Source organism: Pseudomonas urmiensis, assembly GCF_014268815.2.
Classification (GTDB): domain Bacteria; phylum Pseudomonadota; class Gammaproteobacteria; order Pseudomonadales; family Pseudomonadaceae; genus Aquipseudomonas; species Aquipseudomonas urmiensis.
This window is the reverse complement of record NZ_JABWRE020000001.1, coordinates 2,888,990-2,909,687: the sequence shown is the minus strand read 5'-3', so window position 1 is coordinate 2,909,687 and position 20,698 is coordinate 2,888,990. Positions and strand designations below refer to the sequence as shown.

The following is a 20,698-nucleotide window of genomic DNA, read 5'->3' as shown; positions in this document are numbered from 1 at the left end:
AAGGGGCGCGGAGCGGCCCCAGCCGTACAACTGAATGATCAGGACCGAACCATGGCATACGCACCGCAGATCAAGATCCCCGCCACCTACATCCGTGGCGGCACCAGCAAAGGCGTGTTCTTCCGCCTGCAAGACCTCCCTGAGCGCGCCCAGCAACCAGGCCCGGCCCGCGACGCCCTGTTGCTGCGGGTCATCGGCAGCCCGGATCCTTACGGCAAGCAGATCGACGGCATGGGCGGCGCCACCTCCAGCACCAGCAAGTGCGTGATCCTCTCGGCCAGCAGCAACGCTGAGCACGACGTCGATTATCTGTTCGGCCAGGTCTCGATCGACAAGGCCTTCGTCGATTGGAGCGGCAACTGCGGCAACCTCTCGGCAGCGGTCGGCTCGTTCGCCATCAGCAGCGGCCTGGTCGACCCCGTGCGCATCCCGCATAACGGCATCGCCACCGTGCGCATCTGGCAGGCCAACATCGGCAAGAGCATCATCGCCCATGTGCCAATCAGCGAAGGCGAAGTGCAGGAAACCGGCGATTTCGAATTGGACGGCGTGACCTTCCCCGCTGCCGAAGTGCAGCTGGAATTCCTCGACCCGGCCGCCGACGAAGACGGCGACGGCGGGGCGATGTTCCCCACCGGCAACCTGGTCGACGACCTCGAAGTGCCAGGTATCGGCACCTTCAAGGCGACCCTGATCAACGCGGGTATCCCGACCATCTTCGTCAATGCTGCTGACATCGGTTACAGCGGCAGCGAACTGCAAGACGCGATCAACGGCGATCCTGCGGCGCTGGCGCGTTTTGAAACCATCCGCGCCTATGGTGCCCTGCGCATGGGCTTGATCGAGCACGTCGATCAGGCGGCCACGCGTCAGCACACCCCTAAGGTCGCCTTCGTCGCGCCGCCAGTGGCCTATACCTCATCCAGTGGCAAGGCGGTTGCGCCAGGTGACATCGACCTGTTGGTTCGTGCACTGTCGATGGGCAAGTTGCACCACGCCATGATGGGCACCGCCGCCGTGGCGATCGGTACCGCCGCCGCCATTCCAGGGACGCTGGTCAACCTGGCAGCGGGCGGCAACCCGCGTAGCGCGGTACGTTTCGGCCATCCCTCAGGCACTTTGCGGGTCGGCGCCGAGGCACGTCAGGTGGATGGCCAGTGGACAGTCACCAAAGCAATCATGAGCCGAAGCGCTCGCGTGTTGATGGAGGGCTGGGTACGGGTACCTGGTGATGCCTTCTAGGCGCACCCCCTGACACATGAGCGGCGCTCGGCTTCTTTGTTCAACCCTCTGCAACAGGAAGCAACAGAGATGAGCGCCAACGTTGACCTCAACGACCGCCCGGACTACGACCGGGTGCTGCAAACCATTGCTGACTACGTGCTCGACTATCAAGTCGGCTCGGCCGAGGCGCTGGACACCGCGCGCAACTGCCTGATGGACACCTTGGGCTGCGGCCTGCTGGCGTTGCGCTTCCCCGAGTGCAGCAAGCACTTGGGGCCGCTCGTCGAGGGCACGATCGTGCCCAACGGCGCGCGGGTGCCCGGCACCTCGTACCGGCTGGACCCGGTCAAGGCCGCCTGGGACATCGGCTGCATCGTCCGCTGGCTGGACTACAACGACACGTGGCTGGCGGCCGAGTGGGGGCATCCGTCCGATAACCTCGGCGGCATCCTGGCGGTGGCCGATCACCTCTCGCAAAAGCGCGTGGCAGCAGGCGAGCAACCGTTGAACATGCGCCAGGTGCTCGAAGCCATGGTCATGGCGCACGAAATCCAGGGGGTGCTGGCGTTGGAGAACTCCTTCAACCGCGTCGGCCTGGACCATGTGCTGCTGGTCAAGGTCGCCTCGACGGCAGTATGCGCCAAGTTGATGGGGGCCAACCGCGAGCAGCTGTTGTCGGCGCTGTCGCATGCCTTCGTCGATGGCCAGGCCTTGCGCACCTACCGCCATGCGCCTAATGCCGGCTCGCGCAAGTCGTGGGCCGCAGGTGATGCGTCAAGCCGTGGTGTGCGCCTGGCCGATATCGCCCTGCGCGGGGAGATGGGCATTCCGGGTGTGCTCAGTGCACAGCAGTGGGGCTTCTACGACGTCTTGTTCAGTCATACCAACAAGGATCTGGCGCTCAAGCCGGTCGACCAGCGTCAGCTGCGACTGCCTCAGGCGTTCGGCAGCTACGTGATGGAAAACGTCCTGTTCAAGATCAGCTTCCCGGCCGAGTTTCACGCCCAGACCGCCTGCGAGGCGGCGCTGGTGTTGCATCCAAAAGTGCGTAACCGACTGCATGAAATCGAACGCATCGTCATCACGACCCATGAATCAGCGATCCGCATCATTTCCAAGGTGGGGCCGCTGGCCAATGCCGCTGACCGTGACCATTGCCTGCAATACATGACCGCCGTGCCGCTGATTTTCGGCAACCTGGTGGCTGAGCACTACGAAGACAGCTTCCATGCCGCGCACCCGACCATCGACCGCCTGCGCGAGAAGATGGAGGTGGTCGAGGAGCCGCGATTCAGCCGTGAATATCTTGAGGCTGACAAGCGCTCGATCGCCAATGCGCTGCAAGTGTTCTTCAACGATGGTTCAAGTACCGAGCAGGTGACGGTGGAGTATCCGATCGGTCATCGGCGGCGGCGGGCCGAGGGTATCCCGTTGCTTGAGGAGAAGTTCAAGGCCAACCTCGCTACCCGCTTTGCCGGGCAGCGTTGTGCGCAGATCTTTGCCTTGTGCAAGGCGCAGGCGCAGCTGGAGGCGACACCGGTGCACCGGTTTGTCGATCTGTTCGTGATCTGATGATTTTGTAGTGTTCATGCCGGCCTCATCGCGGGGCAAGCCCGCTCCCACGCAGTTCGCTACATGGGCCGTGGATTGCGTGGGAGCGGGCTTGCCCCGCGATGAGGTCGGTACAGGCACTGCAAGACCCACAAAAAAGCCCCGGCATTTCTGCCGGGGCTTCTCTTACAGCTTGAAGCTTAACGCTCGTCGCTGTTGTTACGCCTGAACAACCGGGATCTTGGCGCTTTCGGCCGCTTCACGGAACTCGGCGATCTGGTCGAAGCTCAGGTAGCGGTAGACGTCGGCAGCCATGCTGTCGATGTCCTTGGCGTACTGCATGTACTCTTCGACAGTCGGCAGTTTGCCGATGATCGAAGCGACTGCAGCCAGCTCGGCCGAGGCCAGGTAGACGTTAGTGGCGTCGCCCAGACGGTTCGGGAAGTTACGGGTCGAAGTGGAGACCACGGTAGAACCGGTCTGCACACGTGCCTGGTTACCCATGCACAGCGAGCAGCCTGGCATTTCCATGCGCGCACCGGCCTTACCGTAGATGCCGTAGTAGCCTTCTTCGGTCAGCTGGTGGGCGTCCATCTTGGTTGGCGGGGCCAGCCACAGACGGGTCGGAATACCGCCCTTGACCTTGTCCAGCAGCTTACCGGCAGCGCGGAAGTGACCGATGTTGGTCATGCACGAACCGATGAACACTTCGTCGATCTTCTCGCCCTGTACCGAAGACAGCAGGCGTGCATCGTCCGGGTCGTTCGGCGCGCAGAGCACAGGCTCTTTGACGTCGGCCAGGTCGATCTCGATGATCTCGGCGTATTCGGCATCGGCGTCGGCCGACAGCAGTTGCGGGTTGGCCAGCCAGGCTTCCATGGCTTGCGCACGGCGCTCCATGGTACGCGCGTCACCGTAGCCTTCGCTGATCATCCAGCGCAGCAGGGTGATGTTCGACTGCAGGTACTCGGCAACGGCTTTTTCCGGCAGCTTGATGGTGCAGCCAGCAGCGGAGCGCTCGGCCGAGGCGTCGGACAGCTCGAAGGCTTGCTCGACAGTCAGCTCGTCCAGGCCTTCGATTTCCAGGATGCGACCGGAGAAGGCGTTTTTCTTGCCTTTCTTCTCGACCGTCAGCAGGCCTTGCTGGATGGCGTAGTAAGGGATGGCATGCACCAGGTCACGCAGGGTGATGCCCGGTTGCAGTTTGCCCTTGAAACGCACCAGGACCGACTCAGGCATATCCAGTGGCATGACGCCAGTGGCTGCGGCGAACGCCACCAGGCCGGAACCGGCCGGGAACGAGATGCCGATTGGGAAGCGGGTGTGCGAGTCGCCGCCGGTGCCGACGGTGTCAGGCAGCAGCATGCGGTTCAGCCAGCTGTGGATGATGCCGTCGCCTGGACGCAGCGACACGCCGCCACGGGTGCGGATGAAGTCTGGCAGGGTGTGGTGGGTGGTGACGTCGATCGGCTTCGGATAAGCCGCGGTGTGGCAGAACGACTGCATCACCAGGTCAGCGGAGAAGCCCAGGCACGCCAGGTCTTTGAGTTCATCACGGGTCATAGGACCGGTGGTGTCCTGAGAACCGACGGTGGTCATCTTCGGCTCGCAGTAGGCGCCCGGACGTACGCCTTGGCCTTCTGGCAGACCGCAGGCGCGGCCGACCATTTTCTGTGCCAGGGTGAAGCCTTTGCCGGTGTCGGCTGGCTGCTCGGGCTTCTTGAACAAGTCCGATGCACCCAGGCCCAGTTCGGCGCGGGCTTTTTCGGTCAGGCCGCGGCCGACGATCAGCGGGATACGGCCGCCAGCGCGGACTTCATCGAGCAGCACTTCGGTTTTCAGGGCGAAGGTAGTGACCAGCTCGTCGCTTTCGTGACGGCGCACTTCACCTTTGTACGGGTAGACGTCGATGACGTCGCCCATGGCCAGGTTGGTGCAGTCGAATTCGATCGGCAGGGCGCCGGCGTCTTCCATGGTGTTGTAGAAGATCGGGGCGATCTTGGTGCCGAAGCAGAAACCGCCAGCGCGCTTGTTCGGCACGTTAGGGATGTCGTCACCGAAGAACCACAGCACCGAGTTGGTCGCCGATTTACGCGACGAGCCAGTACCGACCACGTCGCCGACGTAGGCGACCGGGAAGCCTTTGGCGCGCATCGCTTCGATCTGCTTGAGCGGGCCAACCGAACCCGGTTGCTCAGGCTCGATGCCGTCACGGGCCATCTTCAGCATGGCCAGGGCGTGCAGCGGGATGTCTGGGCGCGACCAGGCGTCCGGGGCAGGGGAAAGGTCGTCGGTGTTGGTTTCGCCAGGCACCTTGAACACGGTCAGGGTGTATTTGTCGGCGATCGCTGGACGGTTGGTGAACCACTCGCCAGCAGCCCACGACTCGAGCACGGCCTTGGCGTGGACATTGCCCGCCTTGGCTTTCTCGGCGACGTCATGGAAGGCATCGAACATCAGCAGGGTGTGCTTGAGCTGTTCGGCCGCGACGGCGCCCAGTTCGGCGTCGTCCAGCAGCGCGACCAGCGTTTCGATGTTGTAGCCGCCCTGCATGGTGCCCAGCAGCTCGGTGGCGTGCTTGCGGTCGATCAGCGGCGACTTGGCTTCGCCCTTGGCGAGGGCGGAGAGGAAACCGGCCTTGACGTAGGCGGCTTCGTCGACGCCTGGCGGTACGCGGTCGGTGATCAGTTCTACGAGGAAGGCTTCTTCGCCGGCCGGCGGGTTTTTCAGCAGCTCGACCAGGCCTGCGGTTTGTTCGGCGTTCAGCGGCTGGGGCACGATACCCAGAGCGGCACGCTCTTCGATGTGTTTGCGGTAGGCTTCAAGCACAGTTATTACCCTCATCAGTGGTCCCTAAAGGGAGTCCGGGACGCTCATCCAGCATTCTCATGCACCCATGCGCAATGACGGCTTCTTGGGCCGCCCAGCCAGGGTCGCAGAGAATCCTTACAGAAGCTGCTTTCAAAGTTTTACGCCTGTAGAACGGAGGCTGATGAGGGGTTGGCGCGGACCATGCGAGGGTGCATGAGCCGGGCCAACGCCGTTCTACCGGATCAACTGTGCTCGTGACGCTTTGAAAACAGCTTCCAACGGACATTGTTGCCTTGAAAAGGCGGAGTGATTCTACGGCAAAAAGCGAACGAAAGTAAGGCGGCACTTATGACTTTAACGGGTGACCCTGGTTAGACAAAGGGCTAACATGGAGCCGTGTTCCACCGCCAAGCCGTTGTTTTTTCATGTCCAATCAATCCATCAAAACCCCTTGCGTGGGCTTGTGCTCTACCGTCTACGGCGACCTGGTGTGCCGCGGCTGCAAGCGTTTTCACCACGAAGTGATCCACTGGAACGGCTACAGCGACGAGCAAAAGCGCGCGGTCTGGCTGCGCCTGGAGCAATTGCTGGTGCAGGTGATGATGGCCAAGCTTGAGGTGTTCGACAAAGACTGCCTGCGCCAGCAATTGGAGCAGCGCTCGATTCGCTTCGTCGCCCATCAGTCCGAATACTGCTGGGCGTATCAGTTGATCGCCCGCGGCGCGCGAATGATCCGCGACCTGGAAGCCTACGGCATGGCCTTGATGCCGGAGTTTCGCGACTGGGAGCTGCCGCAGCTGCGCGATGCCATCGACCGCGAGTTCTTCCTGCTGTCCGAGGCGCACTACGAGCGCTACATCGCCCCGCGTTTTTTGCGCGACGCCCTGGAATTGGGCGCCGGGCAGGCCTGACTCAGTCGCCGGTGTATTCGCAGCCGCTGGTGCAGGTTTCGTGGATGCGTACTTTCGACAGCTCAGGCAGCAGCGGCTTGACCTGTTCCCAGATCCACTTGGCGATGACTTCACTGGTCGGGTTTTCCAGGCCAGGGATGTCGTTCAGGTAATTGTGGTCCAGCTGCTCGTAGATCGGCTTGAAGATCGCCTTGATCTCGGAGAAATCGCGGATCCAGCCAGTGTGCGGGTCAAGCGGGCCGGTCAGGTGCAGGGCGACCTTGAACGAGTGGCCATGCAGGCGACCGCACTTGTGGCCTGGCGCGACGTTGGGCAGGCGGTGGGCCGATTCGAATGTGAATTCCTTGAAGATTTCCACTGGTGGACCTGTATAGCTGGTGGGATAAGGGCTTGAGCGGGAATTGGTGTTTCAATGTACTGCTCAATGTACTGATTGGTCGTCGCTGGGGTCGAAAGAGGTCATCCACTGAGTGATGTCCGACTGGCGCCAGGCGACCGAATTGGGTCCTATCTTAACCTGTTTTGGGAATGTGCCTTCACGGATTCTGCGATAGACGGTGTTCCGGCCGATCCCGGTCACGTGCAGCACCTCGTCGAGGCGCAGGAAGCGGTCGATGTTCTCTGCGGGTCGCATGGGTGTCTCCTTTATATAGAGGGGTCAGGCCAAGAAGTGGTGCCCGACCTTCGCCGCCCGGGCGGCTTCCTCGGTGCGGAACATGAGCTGGGTTTTGCCGGGGCGGCCTTCAGATTCGTACTCGGCCTCAACCCACCAGTGGCCGAACTTGCGGTACGGCTCGCCGAGGATCTTCGTGACGTAGCAGTCGATTAGGTTCATGGATGGTCTCCACGCCGCCGGTGGCGGCAGGTTGGTCAGTTGGTGCGGAATACTTCGTCGCATACAGCGCGCATCTCGCTTATGATCTTTGCCGGCTCGCGTCCAAACCACTCTTCAGCCAGGCGCGCCAGATCATCACGGATCGTTTGCCAGCCATTGGCGCGGCGCATGGCGACCACGCGCACTTGATCGCCAAGCGACTGGCATTTGCTGAGCTTCGTGCATGAGCAGATGAAAATGGCCATGGGGAATCCTCGCCCGCGCATGTCGGCGGGCTTGAGTAGTAGGGGAAGGGTTAGGCTGGATCTACTTCAATCAAGCTGGGTGCTCGATCATCAATGTCTTTGGTGATGCCGCAGCAAGAGCACACCTTTTTCCAGTTCGGCACATAGCAGAAGGTGAGTTGCCCGGGCCGATTTTGTCGTCGCGCACGATCAAGGCCGTTATCGTATTGGTGCGACCACGAGTGCCAGCCCAGAATGCACAGCGCCTCGCGGATAATCACCGTGGACCTCGGTAGATCAGGTAGGCCATGTACATCAGGGGCAGGGTCATCGCCGGGCCTCCATTGCCAAGTCGATTGCTTGGCGTTTCTGTTCAGGGCTGGCATCGAAGTCGCTTGGCCCTTCGAGGTGGATGCGCTCGTATTCCTGGCTTCCCCATCGACCTTCTTGTACGTAGAGGGAGTACCAGAAGGTGCCGCGACCGTTGGTGCCCATGCCCTCCAGAACCAGTTCTCGGCCTTGGGAAAGCATGAAATCCAAGCGCTGCGTATCGTTGAAATCAGCCATTTGATGCGTCCTTAGGCGGATGAACCGGGCACGGCCAGCGCAGTGAGCCGTCGCCGGATGGGCAGGTGCAGGTCATGGCATCTTTTCTCCGCGTTGGGCCGCGACGCTGACGATTGCGGACCGCGCAGCCTTCCGGCGGTCGCCCTGGGCGTACTCGCTGTTCACCCAGATCATGGTGTCGTCAGCCCAGACGGCCTCATCCTCACCAGATCCTTCAACGTTGACCTGCATGCCCAAGTCAATCGCCAGCTTGAATGCGTCGCCGTCGTTGATGTTGGGATTCCAATGAGCCCGGGTGCCCGACTGGCCCTTGATGCGCAGCGGCCACTTAGGATCGCTGCATGTGCAAGGCTCAACTTCAAGCCCGGCGGCCTTCGCGGCCAGCAAAAGCTCTTCTAATTCAGTCACAGCTCATACCTCTCATCAATCCAGCGCCCAGGCGCCAGAGCGGGTGTAGGTTCGGGTTGGGTTTCGTGCGGGGAGAGCTGGCGCTGGTTGCCGGCCTGCATCTGGCTGTCGGGGATGCAGCTGATGCCGACCCCATTGAGCAGGTAGCAGGTGACGCCGCGCTGGCTGTCGTGCTGCACGTCGATGACGTTCTCGGTTGCGCTGGCGCTGGTGGCCAGCAGCAGGAGGCAGAGGGCGAGGCGGGTCATGGCTGCGCCGCATTGCTGTCTTTGCCTCGTACGACGGCTACACGTTGGATTAGCTTGATTTCTTCAGGCATGACTTCTCCTTACGCTGCTGATTTCAGCGTGTGCTGGGAATAAAATTGGTTACTGAGGGGTCTAGATAGCAGACGACCAGCAAGCCCTGCTCAACACAGAGTGGGCTGCGAGCGCCGCGAGAGAAAACAAGATGGTGAACGCCGACCAGAGATATCGTGCTTATCAATTGCTGAAGGAGCTCGATAAATCGACTGCTTCATTAATGAATCGAGTGGCCTACAGCCACGGGGGTAAAATTTGCTGGGAGGAGAATCTCGAAGCTCAGCGTAAAGCGTTTCAAGAGTGGATAGATTTTGCCGTGAATATCCGGGATGACGTTTAGGAACTTCGGCGAAAAAATTATACAAAATCGTAATTATGTACAGTTTTTAGCCAATTGTCGGAACTAACTCTCAGTTTCGGTCGTTTTAGTTGTCTCTATGGTTAGGTTCGCTATGTTGTCTTTCACGACCTGAAGCAGAACAGCTGGAGCGGAGGAATTATGAGAATTCGAGGACCGGCATATTGGGACTGGGCCGACCCAACGCTTCACCATCGTACTCATGACGAAATTCTCGACGACGGCACTATGGTTGATGTACAGGTCAGATTGTCGCGCACAGGCACTACGCAGATGTTCATCGGCGTCTATGCGGCTGCTGGCGCTGCGCTCCATGAAGAGGCGTTCGACTCCCGTCCCGGCGAGTCGATGACCAGGGCATTGGCCTGGGGCGTGGGCCGTGCCCGCCGCGTTGCTGCTGAAGGTGCCCCTGCCGCTGACTTGCTCGCCGCTTCGAAATAGAGGGGAGAGGGGTTACAGCTTAGGAGTACAGATGTTCTCTTGCTGGGCGGAGTCTATCGCGCGCATGAAGGCCGCCAAGTCGCCCATCTGCTCGACGATGAAGCGCTCTTCATCAGCGGCGGCAGCGATGATCCTTTCTCGGCGCTTCTTGCAGAGCAGGCAATCGACCATGGCCCAGTCGCCTGACAGCTCGGAGGACTCCCCTAGCCAGGTTCCGCAAGGTGCCTGCTCAAGGTCTTCCAGGTCGGTGAATGGAGCGAAGTGCGTCTTCACGACTTCACCTGCGGCTCTGCGCTGGCGGACAGGGCGGCGTCTATGCTCGATCCCCAGTCGCGTAGCAACTGTTCAGTAGGCATGACGCACCCATTGCAATGGTCGGCTATCTCACGCAGCAGCGCATCCCGCTCGACCAGTTTCTCGTTGGCTTCATGGATGTCGTTGTGCAGCTGAGTGATGGCCGCTTCAACCTTGCTCGAAATTGGGCCGCTGCCGACGTGCTCTGCCCACTCGCGGGCGTAGACCATGGCGGCCATGGTTGCGCATTGGGCCATCTCGATACGCAGTTGCTCAGCCTCACCCTGTTGCTCCAGATGCCGGCGGGCGTACTCCGTGTTGGCAGCTACAAGTCGCTCAACCTCGCCGGTATCGGTCATGGGCCCCAGCCCAACAATCGGCAACTCAGTAGCCGCCGCATCCCTCTCTGCCTCTTCTTTGGTCCACCAGATGGCAGTACCAACCATCCAGGCTATAGGGTCGGGGTGGGGCGCAGCTGCTGCGCGCTTATTCCACTCTTTCACTGCCTGGTCATGGCCTGGCTGGTCTTCGCATTCGTGCTGCTGAACTCCGACTGGCCCGCGAGCAAGGCAGGCTGAGTGCTCGTCAATTCGGCCCTGGCAGATGACGACAGAGGCATCGCTATCGAGTTGCTCGACGAAGGCGTCTTGCTGGCCGCAGAACGGGCACGGACTCAGCTTCGCGGCCATCTCGGTGTTGCTGGATCGGTTTTCCGTGGGCATGGGGAAACCTCAAGCGAGACGTTCAAGTTGTTGTTGGATGCGCTGGCCGATCCATCGCACGACTGGGACGGCCTTGCTGTTGCCGATCGCCTTGTATCGCGGGCCGTCAGGGCACAGGCCTCGGACGCGACCACGATAAGGGATCACGGTGTAGTCGTCGGGGAAGCCCTGAAGGCGCTCGCATTCGCGCGGGGTGAGTCGGCGGACCTGCGCGCCAGAGTGAACCGCCTGGACCTCTGCTCTCGCCTCGAGCGTGTAGGCATGATCCAACTGCACGCCTACGCCATCCGGGCCGCTGGCTGGATTCTCGCGCAGGGCTCCGGCCTGGATTGCGTGAGGGAGGCAAATCGCGATCTGTCCGCCTGCGTTCGGGTGGCTGGCGCCGTGACCCATGGCGCGAAGCGTGGGAGCGATCCCGCCGGCGTCGGCGCCGTGGTCCTTGCAACTGAACGCCAAGACGGCATTTTCCTGGCCGCTGTTGCGACCCAGGGCGAATGCCTGATCAGCGAGAGTGCAGGGGTCTTGCGTGCCATGCACAACCAGCATGCCGCTCTCGGCGTCCTGTTGAGTTGCGCTTCCCGCTGCCTTGCCATTGGCCTGAAGCGTGCCGCTTACGATGAAGGCCTCGCTCTCGAAGTCCAGTCTTCCGCTCGCGCTGGCGCATGCGTTGCGGGCGGGCGCTACATCAATTGGGCCGGCGGTGTTGTTTCCGCCGAACACCGTCAGGCGTCCATCTGCAGCGTCGTTTTCGTCGACGCCTCCAGTGCTTGCTGTAATTGTTCCGGCAGCGTCTTGCCCCTGGCCTCGGCACGGCGGAGTATCCCGGCGCACGCCTTCGCGCTCAAAAAGTATTTCGAGGGGATCGAACCCTGCTCGAGCACTTGCGACAACGAACACACGGCGGCGTCGTTGGGCCAGGCCGAAATATTGGGCATCCAGAACCCTCCATGCGGCTGTTCGCGTGGGTCCATACACACAACCAGCGTCCTTCCATTTGCCCCCTGGCGGTTGGAGTTCTTCGGATTCGCCCACCAGGGCGCCGAGGAAGCAGCCAAACGCGTTGCCTTTGTCGGAGAGGACCCCTGGGACGTTTTCCCAGAGACAGGTGGCCTCGGGCTCGCCGCGCTTTGTTCGAACATGGTCAATTGCATCGAGCAGCTCCACGTATTTGATGGTGAGGGCACCGCGGGGATCGGCGAGGCCTTCACGCATGCCTGCCACGCTGAAGGCCTGGCAGGGCGTGCCTCCGACCAGGGCCTCGGGCGCCGGAATCTTGCCGGACAGCGTCATGGCTGCCAGACGGGTCATGTCGCCGTGGTTCGGCGTATCGGGGTAGTGGTGAGCCAGAACCGCGCAGGGGAATGGCTCGATCTCGGCGTACCACTCGGCACGCCAGCCCAGCGGGTGCCAGGCTACGGTCGCAGCTTCAATGCCGCTGCAGACGCTTCCGTAGGTAGTGGCCATTTGATACTCTCTAGGTTTTGGGCAAGGAAGTCGAGAACTAAATATGAGCAAAATAGAGTTGGACCTCAGTGGACTTAAACTTGTAGCTGAGGGCGTGACAACTAATAATGCAAGCGAGCAGGCTGTTGGTACGAAGACCACGCCTTTATATTTGGATGTTGATACGGGCGTTGATTATGCAGCTATTGTAACCGGCATTGCAGGTCTAATCGTTGCTATCATGGTTGCTCGATTCACTCTAGGGGTTCAGCGTAACCAAATTCAAGCCAACGTCAGTACGCTTCGACATCACTGGATGAATGAGTTGAGGGGGGCTGCATCTGAGCTCCTGCAGACAATGTCTGTTCTCGCTAATAACTTGAAGCAAGTTGACGGTTATAAAGGGGGCGAGGCGTATGTTGAAAGTATGAAGCTGGCGATCATTCTTGAGAATAAGATTGCTCTGTTGATGAGTCGCGATGATAAAACGTCGGCAGCTATTCTGAATAAAATTAGAAGTATAATGAATGATATAAATGGGTTGAAAAAGGGTGAGGATAACAAGCAGGTTTTCCGTTCGATGGTCGAACTTAAGGAGCTTCTCCGGGCCGAGCTTGAGAGCGCTTGGGATGATATAAAGACTGACCTTGGTATAAACAGGAAGTTTCTAGGTATTAGGGTGATCTCGGACTCCCGTGGCCGGTAAGGTGGTTCAAGTATGACAGCGGGGCGCTCTATTATCGCTCATGGCAGTCTCCATGCATGCGCCGCCCTCGCCGGGGAGGCGTTATCGTTGAATAGGGGAAGGCGCTGGCGGGCAGCGCAGGTCAGACGTTGGCGAGCAGCAGCAGACCGGTGTCGTCTGGGTCGTCGCCCAGCATTAGATCTGGCGTACGAAGCTCTCTACTGATGCGGAATCGATCTAGCTTTCGCGCCACAGAAGGGCTCAATTCAACTGTGTGGCGCGGAGGTTTGAGTAGCTTCACCGCTTCATCCCGGGTCAGCTCATGCAGGCGATGAATCATGAGCGTCATCGCCTCGCCCTGTTCCTCGATCCCGGACCACTCCATCAGTTCCAGCAGGGCCTGTTTAGTCCCTGGTCGAACCTTCAAGCGCAGGTCTTCTTCCTGCAGGCGCTCGGCCTTGGCGCGGCGCTTCTCGTCACGCTGCTGCTGCGTCAGAGCCATCATCGCCTCCATTGCGCACAAAGCGGGTGCCCGGTGCGTACTCCAGCAGGTCGCACACCCGGTTGATGATCTTGAGCGCTGCGTCGAACACCTTGGCGTCGTCCGGCTCACGGGCCAGGCGCTTCATGTTCGGCTGGTGCTCCAGGCAGACCTTGTCGACCAGGCGCCGGGCCAGCCTGCGCAGGTGATCGGCGCTGTCGTGCACCCGAAGGCTCAGCGCGAAGGCCAGGGCCACATCATCAGGCCGGTACTGGCCGCCGCTGCGTGTGTTGTACAGCTTCTTGACTGGAGACCTGAGCCAGCCCGGCAGGGTTACAACTCCAGAAGGTGCTTTCTGCATGTCTGTGCTCCGTGAGGCCGCTGGGCGGCAGGTGGAACTGTTCTTGCCGCCGGCGCTGGCGGACCAGGTGGTTGATCCGCCTCATGCGGCGCGCGCCGTTTCGATCTGCTCGGTGACCTCGACCAGTTGCTGGGTCAGGTTCTCGATGGTGGCGGCGCCTCGCACACGTTCGGCGCGGCCCCATTGGCAGCTGCGGTTGAACAGCAGCTGCAGGTGCTGCTCCAGCTCCTTTCGGCGCAGGAGGAGGTCGGGGGTGGTGATTGCTGTCATGGCTACGCCCTGCGTTTTCTGATCGGGAAGTCGATACCGAACTTCTTGATGACCCGACTCATCGTCGTGTGGCCGATCTCAAGCTTCAGAGTTGCGCTATTGCGCGATAGGCCTGCATCCCTGAGCGCCCGGATTCGATCGGCCAGCTTGGCGTCACGGGCCTCGACGTCTGGCTTTTCGATGTGTCTGCCGCGGGTGCCCGAGACAAACGCGAAGCCGTGGCGCTTGGCCATATCCCATAGCGAGGACTGGGATACTTTGAGTTCCTGAGCCGCTTCTCGGCAGGTCATGGTCTCTGCCATCTTCGCCACCATGTCGGCGCGGGCCTGAGCCTTTTCCTGACGGGCACCGTGCTGCACTGGGGGCGGCCCCCGGCGCTTTTTAGGTGCGGGCTCAGGGTGCTTGCGCTGCGGAAGTGGCCGGTAGGTGAAGCCCTCCAGCACGATCAACTGGCCGCCAGATGCGAAGAAGGCAGCTTTGGCGGCCTCCAGGTCGATTGATTGGTTCATGCTCACCTCATGCTGCGATTCCGAGCACACGATTCATGCGCTCGTCGAGGATTTCGTAGAAGGTTTTCACGCGCTCCGACAGCTTGCGGATCATCGCCTCGTCCCGATAGGCACGCTTCACGAACAGCGGCATGCCCGGCCAGTAGCAGATGAAGTCGATCCACTCGCGCTCGGACACCCACAGGCCACCCTGGCACTGAGCGACATGCTCTTTCGGTATCTCGCCGCCCAGGATCACATCGACCTGCAGCTTCGGCAGTTTGGTCTTGATCTCGGTGAGGCCCTTGTCGCCGACCAGGGCGTCTGGCGAGTAGCCAATGCCGTGATTCAGGATGATCCCCACCTGGTGGGTCTGGACGTCCTCGCGGTCGCAATACAGGCCTCGGGCAGTACCTTCCAGTTCGTGCCCGCGCTCGGTGTGGCGGTTACCGGTGAACGGGTCGGCCGCTTCGCCGGTGATGCGCTCGCCGATCAGGGTGTTCATGTAGGTGAAGGCGCCGGCACCGAAACCGGCCTCACCTTTGCCGTTCACCAGTAGGCAGTCCAGTTCGCTGCAGGTGATGATGCCCAGGCGCAGGTCAAGCCAGGCCTGAGTGCCTTGCTCGACGTCACTTATTATCTGCATTTGCGGCCTCCGCGGCCTTGATGGCCTTGTTCAGCTGCGCAACCAGCAGGTCGTGGCGACCCTTCGGCACGCATTCGGCTGTTCCGTACTCGCTGGTGAACCAGTCGCGGGTCTTCTGTGTGCAGCGGTCGAGCAGGGCGGTGATGCCGGCCGCCTGCACGCTGGTGACGTTGGCGGTTGGCACGGCGGCGTGGCCGTCGTCGTCCTCGCCCCTGGTCGTCAGGTTGAGCAGGGCGCTCATGACGTAGCGCTTTCCGTAGCTGGTGGACGAACCGACCGCCTGGACAGCGTTCTTGCTGCCGCTGGTGTCGAGCGGGAGCAGCATGGTGGTGCTCTCGCGGTGCCCGGCCCTGTGCATCAGGATGCCGGTGACGCTCAAGCCGCCGGGGGTGTTCTCGACCTTGAAGGTGATCGCGAAGCCGTGGGCCTGCATGATCGGCTTGATGACATCGTTGATGTCCTCGAAGGTGGCGTAGTCGCTGCGCTTCTGGCCGTTCACAACGATGGCACCGCGCTCGGCAATGCTCGGTATGTCGCTCTGCATGGCAGCCATGGCCGCGTTGAACTCGGCCTCGGCATCACGGGCCTGCATTCGCTCGTGCATCGCCATCAGGCGCTCAAGCTTGTCGATGTCACAGGTTGGGTCCGTGGCGGCCCGGCTGATTACGGCCAGGATGCTGCTGTCTGCCTGGGCTGGCGCGGCCATCTGGCGGCGCGGCTCCGGCACAATGATGGTGCTGCTCATGGGAAGGCCTCAGTAGGAAATGGCGATGTTCGGGATCTTGCGCTGAGCGATCAGGGTGATCGCCTGCTTGGCGCATTCTTCGGTCATGCCGCCGGCCACGAAGGCCTCCAGGGCGGCGCGATTGATGCTGGCCCGGTGCGCCTTGTCGGCCTCGCGGGCCTCTTGCTGCCGGAGGATCTCGGCAGCTGCTGCATCGGCGCGGCGGCGCTCGTCCTGGCGTGCCAGCTCGGCTGCTTCCTCTTGCCGGCGGGCGGCCGCCTGACGCTCCTGCTCCATCCGCTGCTCGGCGGCAACGCGGTCGGCTTCAGCCTGGACCCGGGCACGTTCGGCTTGCTCCGCCTGCAGCTTGAGCTGGAGGCGCTGGTTCTCGGCTTCGCGCTCTTGCGCAGCGGCCTGGTCAAGCAGTTCCTGCTCGCGGCGGGCTGCCGCTTCGCGTTCTGCTTGCTGCTGCTGGGCCACGCGCTGGCGCTCGGCCTCGACAGCGGCCTCTTGTGCCGCTCGAATCCGGTCCTGCTCGGCGCGCTCTTCTGCCTCGCGGCGCAAGCGGGCAAGCTCGGCCTGCTCGGCGTCGTACTTCTGGCGGGCGGCCAGGGCAGCCTGCAGAGCATTCATCGACGCCTCTTTGGTTTGGGCGGCCTCTGCTTCGAATTCCTCCCAGGCTTCGCCCAGCTGGAATGCGGACAGCTCAGTGATGCGCGCCTGCAGTTGCACTGCATCCAAGGTGCCAAGCTCGGCTGCCAATCTCTTCATGTGGTCGATCGCGTCGTTGTGGCGATCGATGCGGGCGTCCTCGGCTGCTTCCCACTCGGTGAGCGGGCGGCGCGTTTCGTCCCGCAGTGCGTCCATCTTGGTCACGAACTCGCGCAGCTCAGCCTCGACCACCTTCGGCATTTCCTTGAGGCGGCGCAGGTAGTCGCGGCCCGGTTTCTCGACCGCGGTCTTCGACTTGCTGACCTTGGCGGCCAGGCTGGCGATTCGCTCGCGTCCCTTGCGGGTTTTCAGGTCGGGCACTTCGCCCAGTACTTCACCCTTCACCAGGTCGATGAATTGCTGAAGGCCACCGGCCACGTAGATGGCCGGGGCGTTCTCTTCGCTGATCTCTTCGATCGCGATCAGTTTCTTTTCTGCGGACATTGGTGAACACCTCGCGCCAGGCCGGCGCCGTCAGTTGGAATAGGGAATCGCCAGGTCACCCAGGCACGGAGGTACGCTCCAGGCCCTGGCTGCGGTGGATGGTTGCGCGCTCTCGCCTCTTACGCTCCCGAAGGGGTACGGTTATCCCGAAGGCCCGCCGTGCGCCGGGTGTGAATTCAAGAAGTGATGGTGCCGGCAAGGGCGCTCAGGAGGAGCCAGACGGTGCAGAAGGTGAGGGCGATGAAGCTGCCGCGCCAGGTGGCGATTCGGCGTGCGCGTTGGTAGCTGGTCATGACTTAGGCTCCAGAGCCTTGATAGCCGACTTTCCCAAAGCGCGTAGTGACCGCCTGAAGTTTCCAAGGTCGCGGCGCGCCTTCTTGCGCTCTCTGACGAAGTAAAAGGCCCTGGTGCAATGCACGCATCCTTGCTTGAGCAGGTAATCCATCACCTCTTTGTCATTCAGGCCGCGATCTTCGTCTTGGGACCACTCTCGGAATGCGTCCCACATGTGCGTCTTGCGGCGATTTTTCTCGTCATACAGGATCTGCCAATGCTCTTCGCTACCATTCGGCCAAGGAAGATCGCCAAGTTCTGGGTGTGGATTGGCAGGCTTCGGTCCAATCAAGTCGAAGCGGTTCTCACATCGACCAAGGTGAAGACCGATGTCGGCCGTCAATGACTTGATCCGCTGCAAGACCGATTCATGAGCGGCCAGGGTGATGAGTATCGAGCGCTCAAGTTTCATAACCGGACCTCATAGGCCAGGGTGCACATGCCGCAGAGGTAGGCCCGGCCCGACCAGGCCGCCGGGTTCTCGATGTGTGCCAGGCGCGCTTGATTCATGGCGTCCGCCATGGTCAGGCCCTTGAATACCAGCAGGATGCGGTCATCTGGCAGGGCATGCGCAGCCTCGGCCACCTGGTCGTCGATGATCGACGGGAAAATAGGCGTGGTCATGCAACCTCCTTGCGCCCATCAACGATCTTGTTGAGGCGCCCGCAGTAGTGGTTGAACTCTTCAATGGTGATGCGCTGGTCGGCCAGCATTTCGGTGAGGAGCTTGAGGACCATGGCCTGCCAAGACGCCGGCGTTGCCGGGTCGGCCATGGCATCGAGCTCGTTATCGATTAATACGTGCGGGCTCATAGGCGAGCCTCGTCTGCCTCGTACTGCAGGCCTTGGTCGGCGTACTGGTCGAGCATCGTTTCTGCGATCTCGTACAGTTTGCCGTTGACGTGATCGCTCTGGCCGACGACATCCTCGACCATGCTCTTCACCGGGCCGCCGGCCTGAGCCTGCAGCAGGAGCTGGGCGAGAGCGGTGATATCGTCTTGCTCGGCCTCCTGCATAGATCTCAGGTGCTCGGCGACCTTGGCCACGAACTGATCCTGACGCACCCCTACCGGGCCACCAAAGCGCTGCGGGATCAGAACGTCGCAGCCGCCTACCAGCTCCTCGGCCTTGCTCTCGATCCAGTTCTGCGCCGCTTCCTGATGCGCCGAGTCGTCATCCGACTCAGCATGGTCATACCGCCATTGTGCTGCTCGAAGTGCGCCCATGGTCGCCTCCTGGGTTATCTTATTGACTCGTATCCGCCGCCATCACTGGCGCCGAAGTCCATATCCGAGATTTCGCTCATCACGTCATCGTCATCAAAGAAGCCGTTGCCGCTTCCAACTCTGCGCTCGTGAAACGCAGCGTTCTGCCCGGTACGTTTCTCCTGCTTGCTTGCCTTGCAGGATTTAGAGCAGAAGCGTGCCCAGCCGCGCTTACGATCAGCTGTTCTGGCGGTGAATGCCTTCCTGCACCATTGGCAGGCAACTTGAACTGTCGAGGCCATGGACGCCTCCAGGTGGTGGTTTACTCGGTGGGTGGAGTGAGGTGCGGCTGCCAGTGAGTCACGCGGTGCTCGAAGCGCGAGCCATCCCCGTAGCGCCAGTCAATGCCATTCCAGTAGAGGAAGCGGGCGCCGTTGAAAGCGCTCTGTGCTTTTCGTGCTGGTGTGTAGGCGATTACCCAAGCCTTGCCGCCACCCTTGGGCAGATGAGGCATGCGCTCAGAGCACTTGATCCAGCCGTTCATGGCTTCACTCGGGCTAGGCGAGACCTCGACCTTGTGCAGATCTGCCACGCGAACGCAGTAGGTCCTGCTTTCATCAACGCCGCAGCAGATAACGATGGCGACGCGCTCCGAGCTGTCGTGCAAGGTTTCGGTCGCAGGCGACTGGACCGGCACATCAACCCAGCTGTTGGAAACGAGGGTGGCCACAACCTTGTGGTAGTACATCTCGTTCGACACGCCGTGGCGCTTCTGCTCAACCACTGCGAAGTCGCCAAACCGAGGCCATTCGCTGTAGTCAGCACACATCCTAAACACGCTCATGGCTTCACCCGGGCGGCGAGCATGGCGTCGGCGTACTCATAGGCCATGCTGGCCGTGTGAGCCGGGTCGCTGTTCGAGTGATAGCTGCCGCTGGCTTCGTCGCCAGCCCAGGACAGCAAGCCCTGCAAGGCGCTCGCGGCGTAGTAGTCGCGCAGGTTCATGCCTGGGTAAGCGCTGAAGGTGTGCGGCTTGATTTCTTCGCCGTTAAAACCCTTGATAGCTGCGTTGCCGCTGTTGTTTATCTGCGCTGGAAAGGCAGGGCCGCCAGTTTCTTTGCTCATTGCGGGAACCTCGGTAGCCAACCGCATTGGTCGGATGCCAGGCGCAGTGACCAAACTGGGCGTGAAAAGCCAGCCTGGCACCCGCCAATGCGGTCGAAGTGAAGGGAAGGGTGCAGGCGGTGAGCGCTACCTCACATGCATCTGGTCTGGCCGGGTAGGACCCGGATTCGCCTGCGGTACGCGTCGATTAATCCTTACAGCGGTGAGCCTTAACCTGCATAAGGATCACGGTGATGCGTTTTAAATCGATGAAAACTGCATCGGTGAACGATCCTGAAGGCTTGATCGCTCGCGCATGATCAACCTTTGCAGAGCAGAAACGACTTTCTGGTCAATCGAATCGAGGCTTGCGTACCTGGCAAACCTCTTTTCCAGCTGGGCGAGCCGATGCTTGCGATAGGCGGCATGTGCTTCTGCTGCCGTATCAAATAGGCCAAGGCGGATCTGCTCAGATTTGGCGCCGTACCTGGCAATGAAGCGTTCACCTTCTGGCGAAACTCCCATCGGCAAAGACAAGCGCTTTGAGCTGAAGCTGGAAAGGAATGCGTTCAGCCAGTCAGGTAGGAACAAGCATGTTTCCGGTCCGTATACCTGGCAGCCAGGGGCCTGCAAATCTTTGTCCAGAACCATTCCCTGCCAGTTCTGGCTTGTCATCCAGGCCCGGAATACAGAGAAGGTGTGCCACTCTGTGGCGACGCTGCATTCCTGATAGCTTGGGTACTTCGATTTGTACTTCGTGGAGTAGCAGCGCATCAGCATGTCCGACCACTTCGCGTAGCAGGGGTCCCGCTGCGGGGAGCCATCCTGCCCAGCGATCTGATAGGGAAGGTCGCGCACGCCGACGCCGTAGACCAGGCGTGGCATATGGTTTCTCCAGTTAGAGCCTGCGATGGGGAGCAGGGCATCGGGCCGTCTTTCCGGCTGTCAGGGAATCAGTGGAAGACGACAGCTACGAAAGGCGCCCCATCCCAGGTTTCGATCAGAGGTCGATAGTCGCAACCCTGCATCATCGCCACCGACATCAGCACCACATCACCCATCATGGGAACTCGCACGCTAACCAGTACTTTGCGCATCGTCTTGCCCTCCAGGGCGGTTGATTTCCCAGATGCCACTCGTGGAATGGCACCTGGTG

The 20,698-nt window shown here is 61.1% G+C and carries 32 protein-coding genes; 5 read left to right on the top strand and 27 right to left on the bottom strand.

The window, feature by feature from the left end; translation table 11 throughout:
• Positions 1 to 51: 51 nt before the first annotated feature.
• Together prpF and prpD are read left to right on the top strand one after the other, a co-directional pair.
• Complete coding sequence (gene prpF, locus HU737_RS13115) at positions 52 to 1,242, top strand: 2-methylaconitate cis-trans isomerase PrpF (RefSeq protein WP_186554976.1); 1,191 nt, start codon at positions 52 to 54, stop codon at positions 1,240 to 1,242.
• A 69-nt stretch (positions 1,243 to 1,311) separates the two neighbouring features.
• Entirely contained in the window at positions 1,312 to 2,796 is a 1,485-nt protein-coding gene (gene prpD / locus HU737_RS13110) for a 2-methylcitrate dehydratase (protein ID WP_186554975.1), read from the top strand.
• A 198-nt stretch (positions 2,797 to 2,994) separates the two neighbouring features.
• Here the strand turns inward: prpD and acnB are convergent, their stop codons facing one another.
• A complete protein-coding gene (gene acnB / locus HU737_RS13105; protein ID WP_186555070.1) occupies positions 2,995 to 5,604 on the bottom strand; it encodes a bifunctional aconitate hydratase 2/2-methylisocitrate dehydratase in 2,610 nt (869 codons plus the stop codon).
• Positions 5,605 to 6,011: 407 nt separating this feature from the next.
• Between acnB and HU737_RS13100 the strand changes: the two genes are divergently transcribed.
• The gene (locus tag HU737_RS13100; RefSeq protein WP_186554974.1) at positions 6,012 to 6,497 is read left to right on the top strand and encodes a DUF1289 domain-containing protein; all 486 of its coding nucleotides are present in this window, start codon (positions 6,012 to 6,014) and stop codon (positions 6,495 to 6,497) included.
• A 1-nt stretch (position 6,498) separates the two neighbouring features.
• Here HU737_RS13100 and queD read toward each other — a convergent pair whose 3' ends face one another.
• From queD to HU737_RS13065, 7 genes are all read right to left on the bottom strand, one after another.
• On the bottom strand, positions 6,499 to 6,855 hold the full coding sequence (gene queD, locus HU737_RS13095; protein ID WP_186554973.1) for a 6-carboxytetrahydropterin synthase QueD: 357 nt from the start codon (positions 6,853 to 6,855) through the stop codon (positions 6,499 to 6,501).
• A gap of 63 nt (positions 6,856 to 6,918) precedes the next feature.
• Positions 6,919 to 7,131, bottom strand: a complete 213-nt coding sequence (locus tag HU737_RS13090) for a helix-turn-helix transcriptional regulator (protein ID WP_054572450.1) — start codon at positions 7,129 to 7,131, stop codon at positions 6,919 to 6,921.
• Positions 7,132 to 7,155: 24 nt separating this feature from the next.
• Entirely contained in the window at positions 7,156 to 7,332 is a 177-nt protein-coding gene (locus HU737_RS13085) for a hypothetical protein (protein ID WP_186554972.1), read from the bottom strand.
• A 35-nt stretch (positions 7,333 to 7,367) separates the two neighbouring features.
• Positions 7,368 to 7,577, bottom strand: coding sequence for a hypothetical protein (locus HU737_RS13080; protein WP_186554971.1), 210 nt, complete (start codon positions 7,575 to 7,577; stop codon positions 7,368 to 7,370).
• A 306-nt stretch (positions 7,578 to 7,883) separates the two neighbouring features.
• The gene (locus HU737_RS13075) at positions 7,884 to 8,123 is read right to left on the bottom strand and encodes a hypothetical protein (protein ID WP_186554970.1); all 240 of its coding nucleotides are present in this window, start codon (positions 8,121 to 8,123) and stop codon (positions 7,884 to 7,886) included.
• A 72-nt stretch (positions 8,124 to 8,195) separates the two neighbouring features.
• On the bottom strand, positions 8,196 to 8,531 hold the full coding sequence (locus HU737_RS13070) for a hypothetical protein (protein WP_186554969.1): 336 nt from the start codon (positions 8,529 to 8,531) through the stop codon (positions 8,196 to 8,198).
• Positions 8,528 to 8,779, bottom strand: a complete 252-nt coding sequence (locus tag HU737_RS13065) for a hypothetical protein (protein WP_186554968.1) — start codon at positions 8,777 to 8,779, stop codon at positions 8,528 to 8,530. The genes HU737_RS13070 and HU737_RS13065 overlap by 4 nt, the downstream gene beginning before the upstream one ends.
• Before the next feature lie 553 nt (positions 8,780 to 9,332).
• Between HU737_RS13065 and HU737_RS13060 the strand changes: the two genes are divergently transcribed.
• Entirely contained in the window at positions 9,333 to 9,632 is a 300-nt protein-coding gene (locus HU737_RS13060; protein ID WP_186554967.1) for a hypothetical protein, read from the top strand.
• 12 nt (positions 9,633 to 9,644) lie between these two features.
• On the opposite strand, the gene HU737_RS13055 is transcribed toward HU737_RS13060, so the two are convergent.
• From HU737_RS13055 to HU737_RS13045, 3 genes are read right to left on the bottom strand one after another with little or no spacing between them, the layout of a single operon-like run.
• A complete protein-coding gene (locus tag HU737_RS13055; protein ID WP_186554966.1) occupies positions 9,645 to 9,905 on the bottom strand; it encodes a hypothetical protein in 261 nt (86 codons plus the stop codon).
• Complete coding sequence (locus HU737_RS13050; RefSeq protein ID WP_186554965.1) at positions 9,902 to 10,648, bottom strand: Lar family restriction alleviation protein; 747 nt, start codon at positions 10,646 to 10,648, stop codon at positions 9,902 to 9,904. The genes HU737_RS13055 and HU737_RS13050 overlap by 4 nt, the downstream gene beginning before the upstream one ends.
• Positions 10,649 to 10,657: 9 nt before the next feature.
• Complete coding sequence (locus tag HU737_RS13045) at positions 10,658 to 12,112, bottom strand: DNA cytosine methyltransferase (protein ID WP_186554964.1); 1,455 nt, start codon at positions 12,110 to 12,112, stop codon at positions 10,658 to 10,660.
• Between the two features lie 43 nt (positions 12,113 to 12,155).
• Between HU737_RS13045 and HU737_RS13040 the strand changes: the two genes are divergently transcribed.
• Positions 12,156 to 12,797: a hypothetical protein gene (locus HU737_RS13040; protein ID WP_186554963.1), complete on the top strand. Its 642-nt coding sequence runs from the start codon at positions 12,156 to 12,158 to the stop codon at positions 12,795 to 12,797.
• Positions 12,798 to 12,918: 121 nt separating this feature from the next.
• On the opposite strand, the gene HU737_RS13035 is transcribed toward HU737_RS13040, so the two are convergent.
• From HU737_RS13035 to HU737_RS12960, 16 genes are all read right to left on the bottom strand, one after another.
• Positions 12,919 to 13,278 carry a hypothetical protein gene (locus tag HU737_RS13035; protein ID WP_186554962.1) on the bottom strand — a complete coding sequence of 120 codons (360 nt, stop codon included), beginning with the start codon at positions 13,276 to 13,278 and terminating at the stop codon, positions 12,919 to 12,921.
• Positions 13,253 to 13,618 (bottom strand): DUF7740 domain-containing protein, encoded by a 366-nt coding sequence (locus tag HU737_RS13030; RefSeq protein ID WP_100414038.1) that lies wholly within the window; start codon positions 13,616 to 13,618, stop codon positions 13,253 to 13,255. The genes HU737_RS13035 and HU737_RS13030 overlap by 26 nt, the downstream gene beginning before the upstream one ends.
• An 81-nt stretch (positions 13,619 to 13,699) precedes the next feature.
• Positions 13,700 to 13,888, bottom strand: coding sequence for a hypothetical protein (locus tag HU737_RS13025; RefSeq protein ID WP_061302629.1), 189 nt, complete (start codon positions 13,886 to 13,888; stop codon positions 13,700 to 13,702).
• Between the two features lie 2 nt (positions 13,889 to 13,890).
• A complete protein-coding gene (locus tag HU737_RS13020; protein WP_186554961.1) occupies positions 13,891 to 14,397 on the bottom strand; it encodes a hypothetical protein in 507 nt (168 codons plus the stop codon).
• A gap of 7 nt (positions 14,398 to 14,404) precedes the next feature.
• Entirely contained in the window at positions 14,405 to 15,022 is a 618-nt protein-coding gene (locus HU737_RS13015; RefSeq protein ID WP_186554960.1) for a lambda exonuclease family protein, read from the bottom strand.
• Positions 15,006 to 15,767, bottom strand: a complete 762-nt coding sequence (locus HU737_RS13010; RefSeq protein ID WP_186554959.1) for an ERF family protein — start codon at positions 15,765 to 15,767, stop codon at positions 15,006 to 15,008. Before HU737_RS13010 ends, HU737_RS13015 begins: the two co-directional genes overlap by 17 nt.
• Positions 15,768 to 15,776: 9 nt before the next feature.
• Positions 15,777 to 16,901 (bottom strand): hypothetical protein, encoded by a 1,125-nt coding sequence (locus tag HU737_RS13005; RefSeq protein WP_186554958.1) that lies wholly within the window; start codon positions 16,899 to 16,901, stop codon positions 15,777 to 15,779.
• A gap of 289 nt (positions 16,902 to 17,190) precedes the next feature.
• Positions 17,191 to 17,646, bottom strand: coding sequence for a hypothetical protein (locus HU737_RS13000; protein ID WP_186554957.1), 456 nt, complete (start codon positions 17,644 to 17,646; stop codon positions 17,191 to 17,193).
• Positions 17,643 to 17,858, bottom strand: a complete 216-nt coding sequence (locus tag HU737_RS12995) for a hypothetical protein (RefSeq protein ID WP_186554956.1) — start codon at positions 17,856 to 17,858, stop codon at positions 17,643 to 17,645. The genes HU737_RS13000 and HU737_RS12995 overlap by 4 nt, the downstream gene beginning before the upstream one ends.
• On the bottom strand, positions 17,855 to 18,046 hold the full coding sequence (locus HU737_RS12990) for a hypothetical protein (RefSeq protein ID WP_186554955.1): 192 nt from the start codon (positions 18,044 to 18,046) through the stop codon (positions 17,855 to 17,857). Before HU737_RS12990 ends, HU737_RS12995 begins: the two co-directional genes overlap by 4 nt.
• Positions 18,043 to 18,459, bottom strand: coding sequence for a hypothetical protein (locus HU737_RS12985; RefSeq protein WP_186554954.1), 417 nt, complete (start codon positions 18,457 to 18,459; stop codon positions 18,043 to 18,045). The genes HU737_RS12990 and HU737_RS12985 overlap by 4 nt, the downstream gene beginning before the upstream one ends.
• Before the next feature lie 14 nt (positions 18,460 to 18,473).
• Positions 18,474 to 18,740: a hypothetical protein gene (locus tag HU737_RS12980; RefSeq protein ID WP_186554953.1), complete on the bottom strand. Its 267-nt coding sequence runs from the start codon at positions 18,738 to 18,740 to the stop codon at positions 18,474 to 18,476.
• Between the two features lie 20 nt (positions 18,741 to 18,760).
• Positions 18,761 to 19,267, bottom strand: coding sequence for a DUF551 domain-containing protein (locus HU737_RS12975; protein WP_217838532.1), 507 nt, complete (start codon positions 19,265 to 19,267; stop codon positions 18,761 to 18,763).
• Between the two features lie 11 nt (positions 19,268 to 19,278).
• Positions 19,279 to 19,563 (bottom strand): hypothetical protein, encoded by a 285-nt coding sequence (locus HU737_RS12970; protein WP_186554951.1) that lies wholly within the window; start codon positions 19,561 to 19,563, stop codon positions 19,279 to 19,281.
• A 240-nt stretch (positions 19,564 to 19,803) separates the two neighbouring features.
• Entirely contained in the window at positions 19,804 to 20,427 is a 624-nt protein-coding gene (locus tag HU737_RS12965; RefSeq protein WP_186554950.1) for a hypothetical protein, read from the bottom strand.
• A gap of 68 nt (positions 20,428 to 20,495) precedes the next feature.
• Positions 20,496 to 20,639 (bottom strand): hypothetical protein, encoded by a 144-nt coding sequence (locus HU737_RS12960; protein WP_153302495.1) that lies wholly within the window; start codon positions 20,637 to 20,639, stop codon positions 20,496 to 20,498.
• Between the last annotated feature and the right edge of the window lie 59 nt (positions 20,640 to 20,698).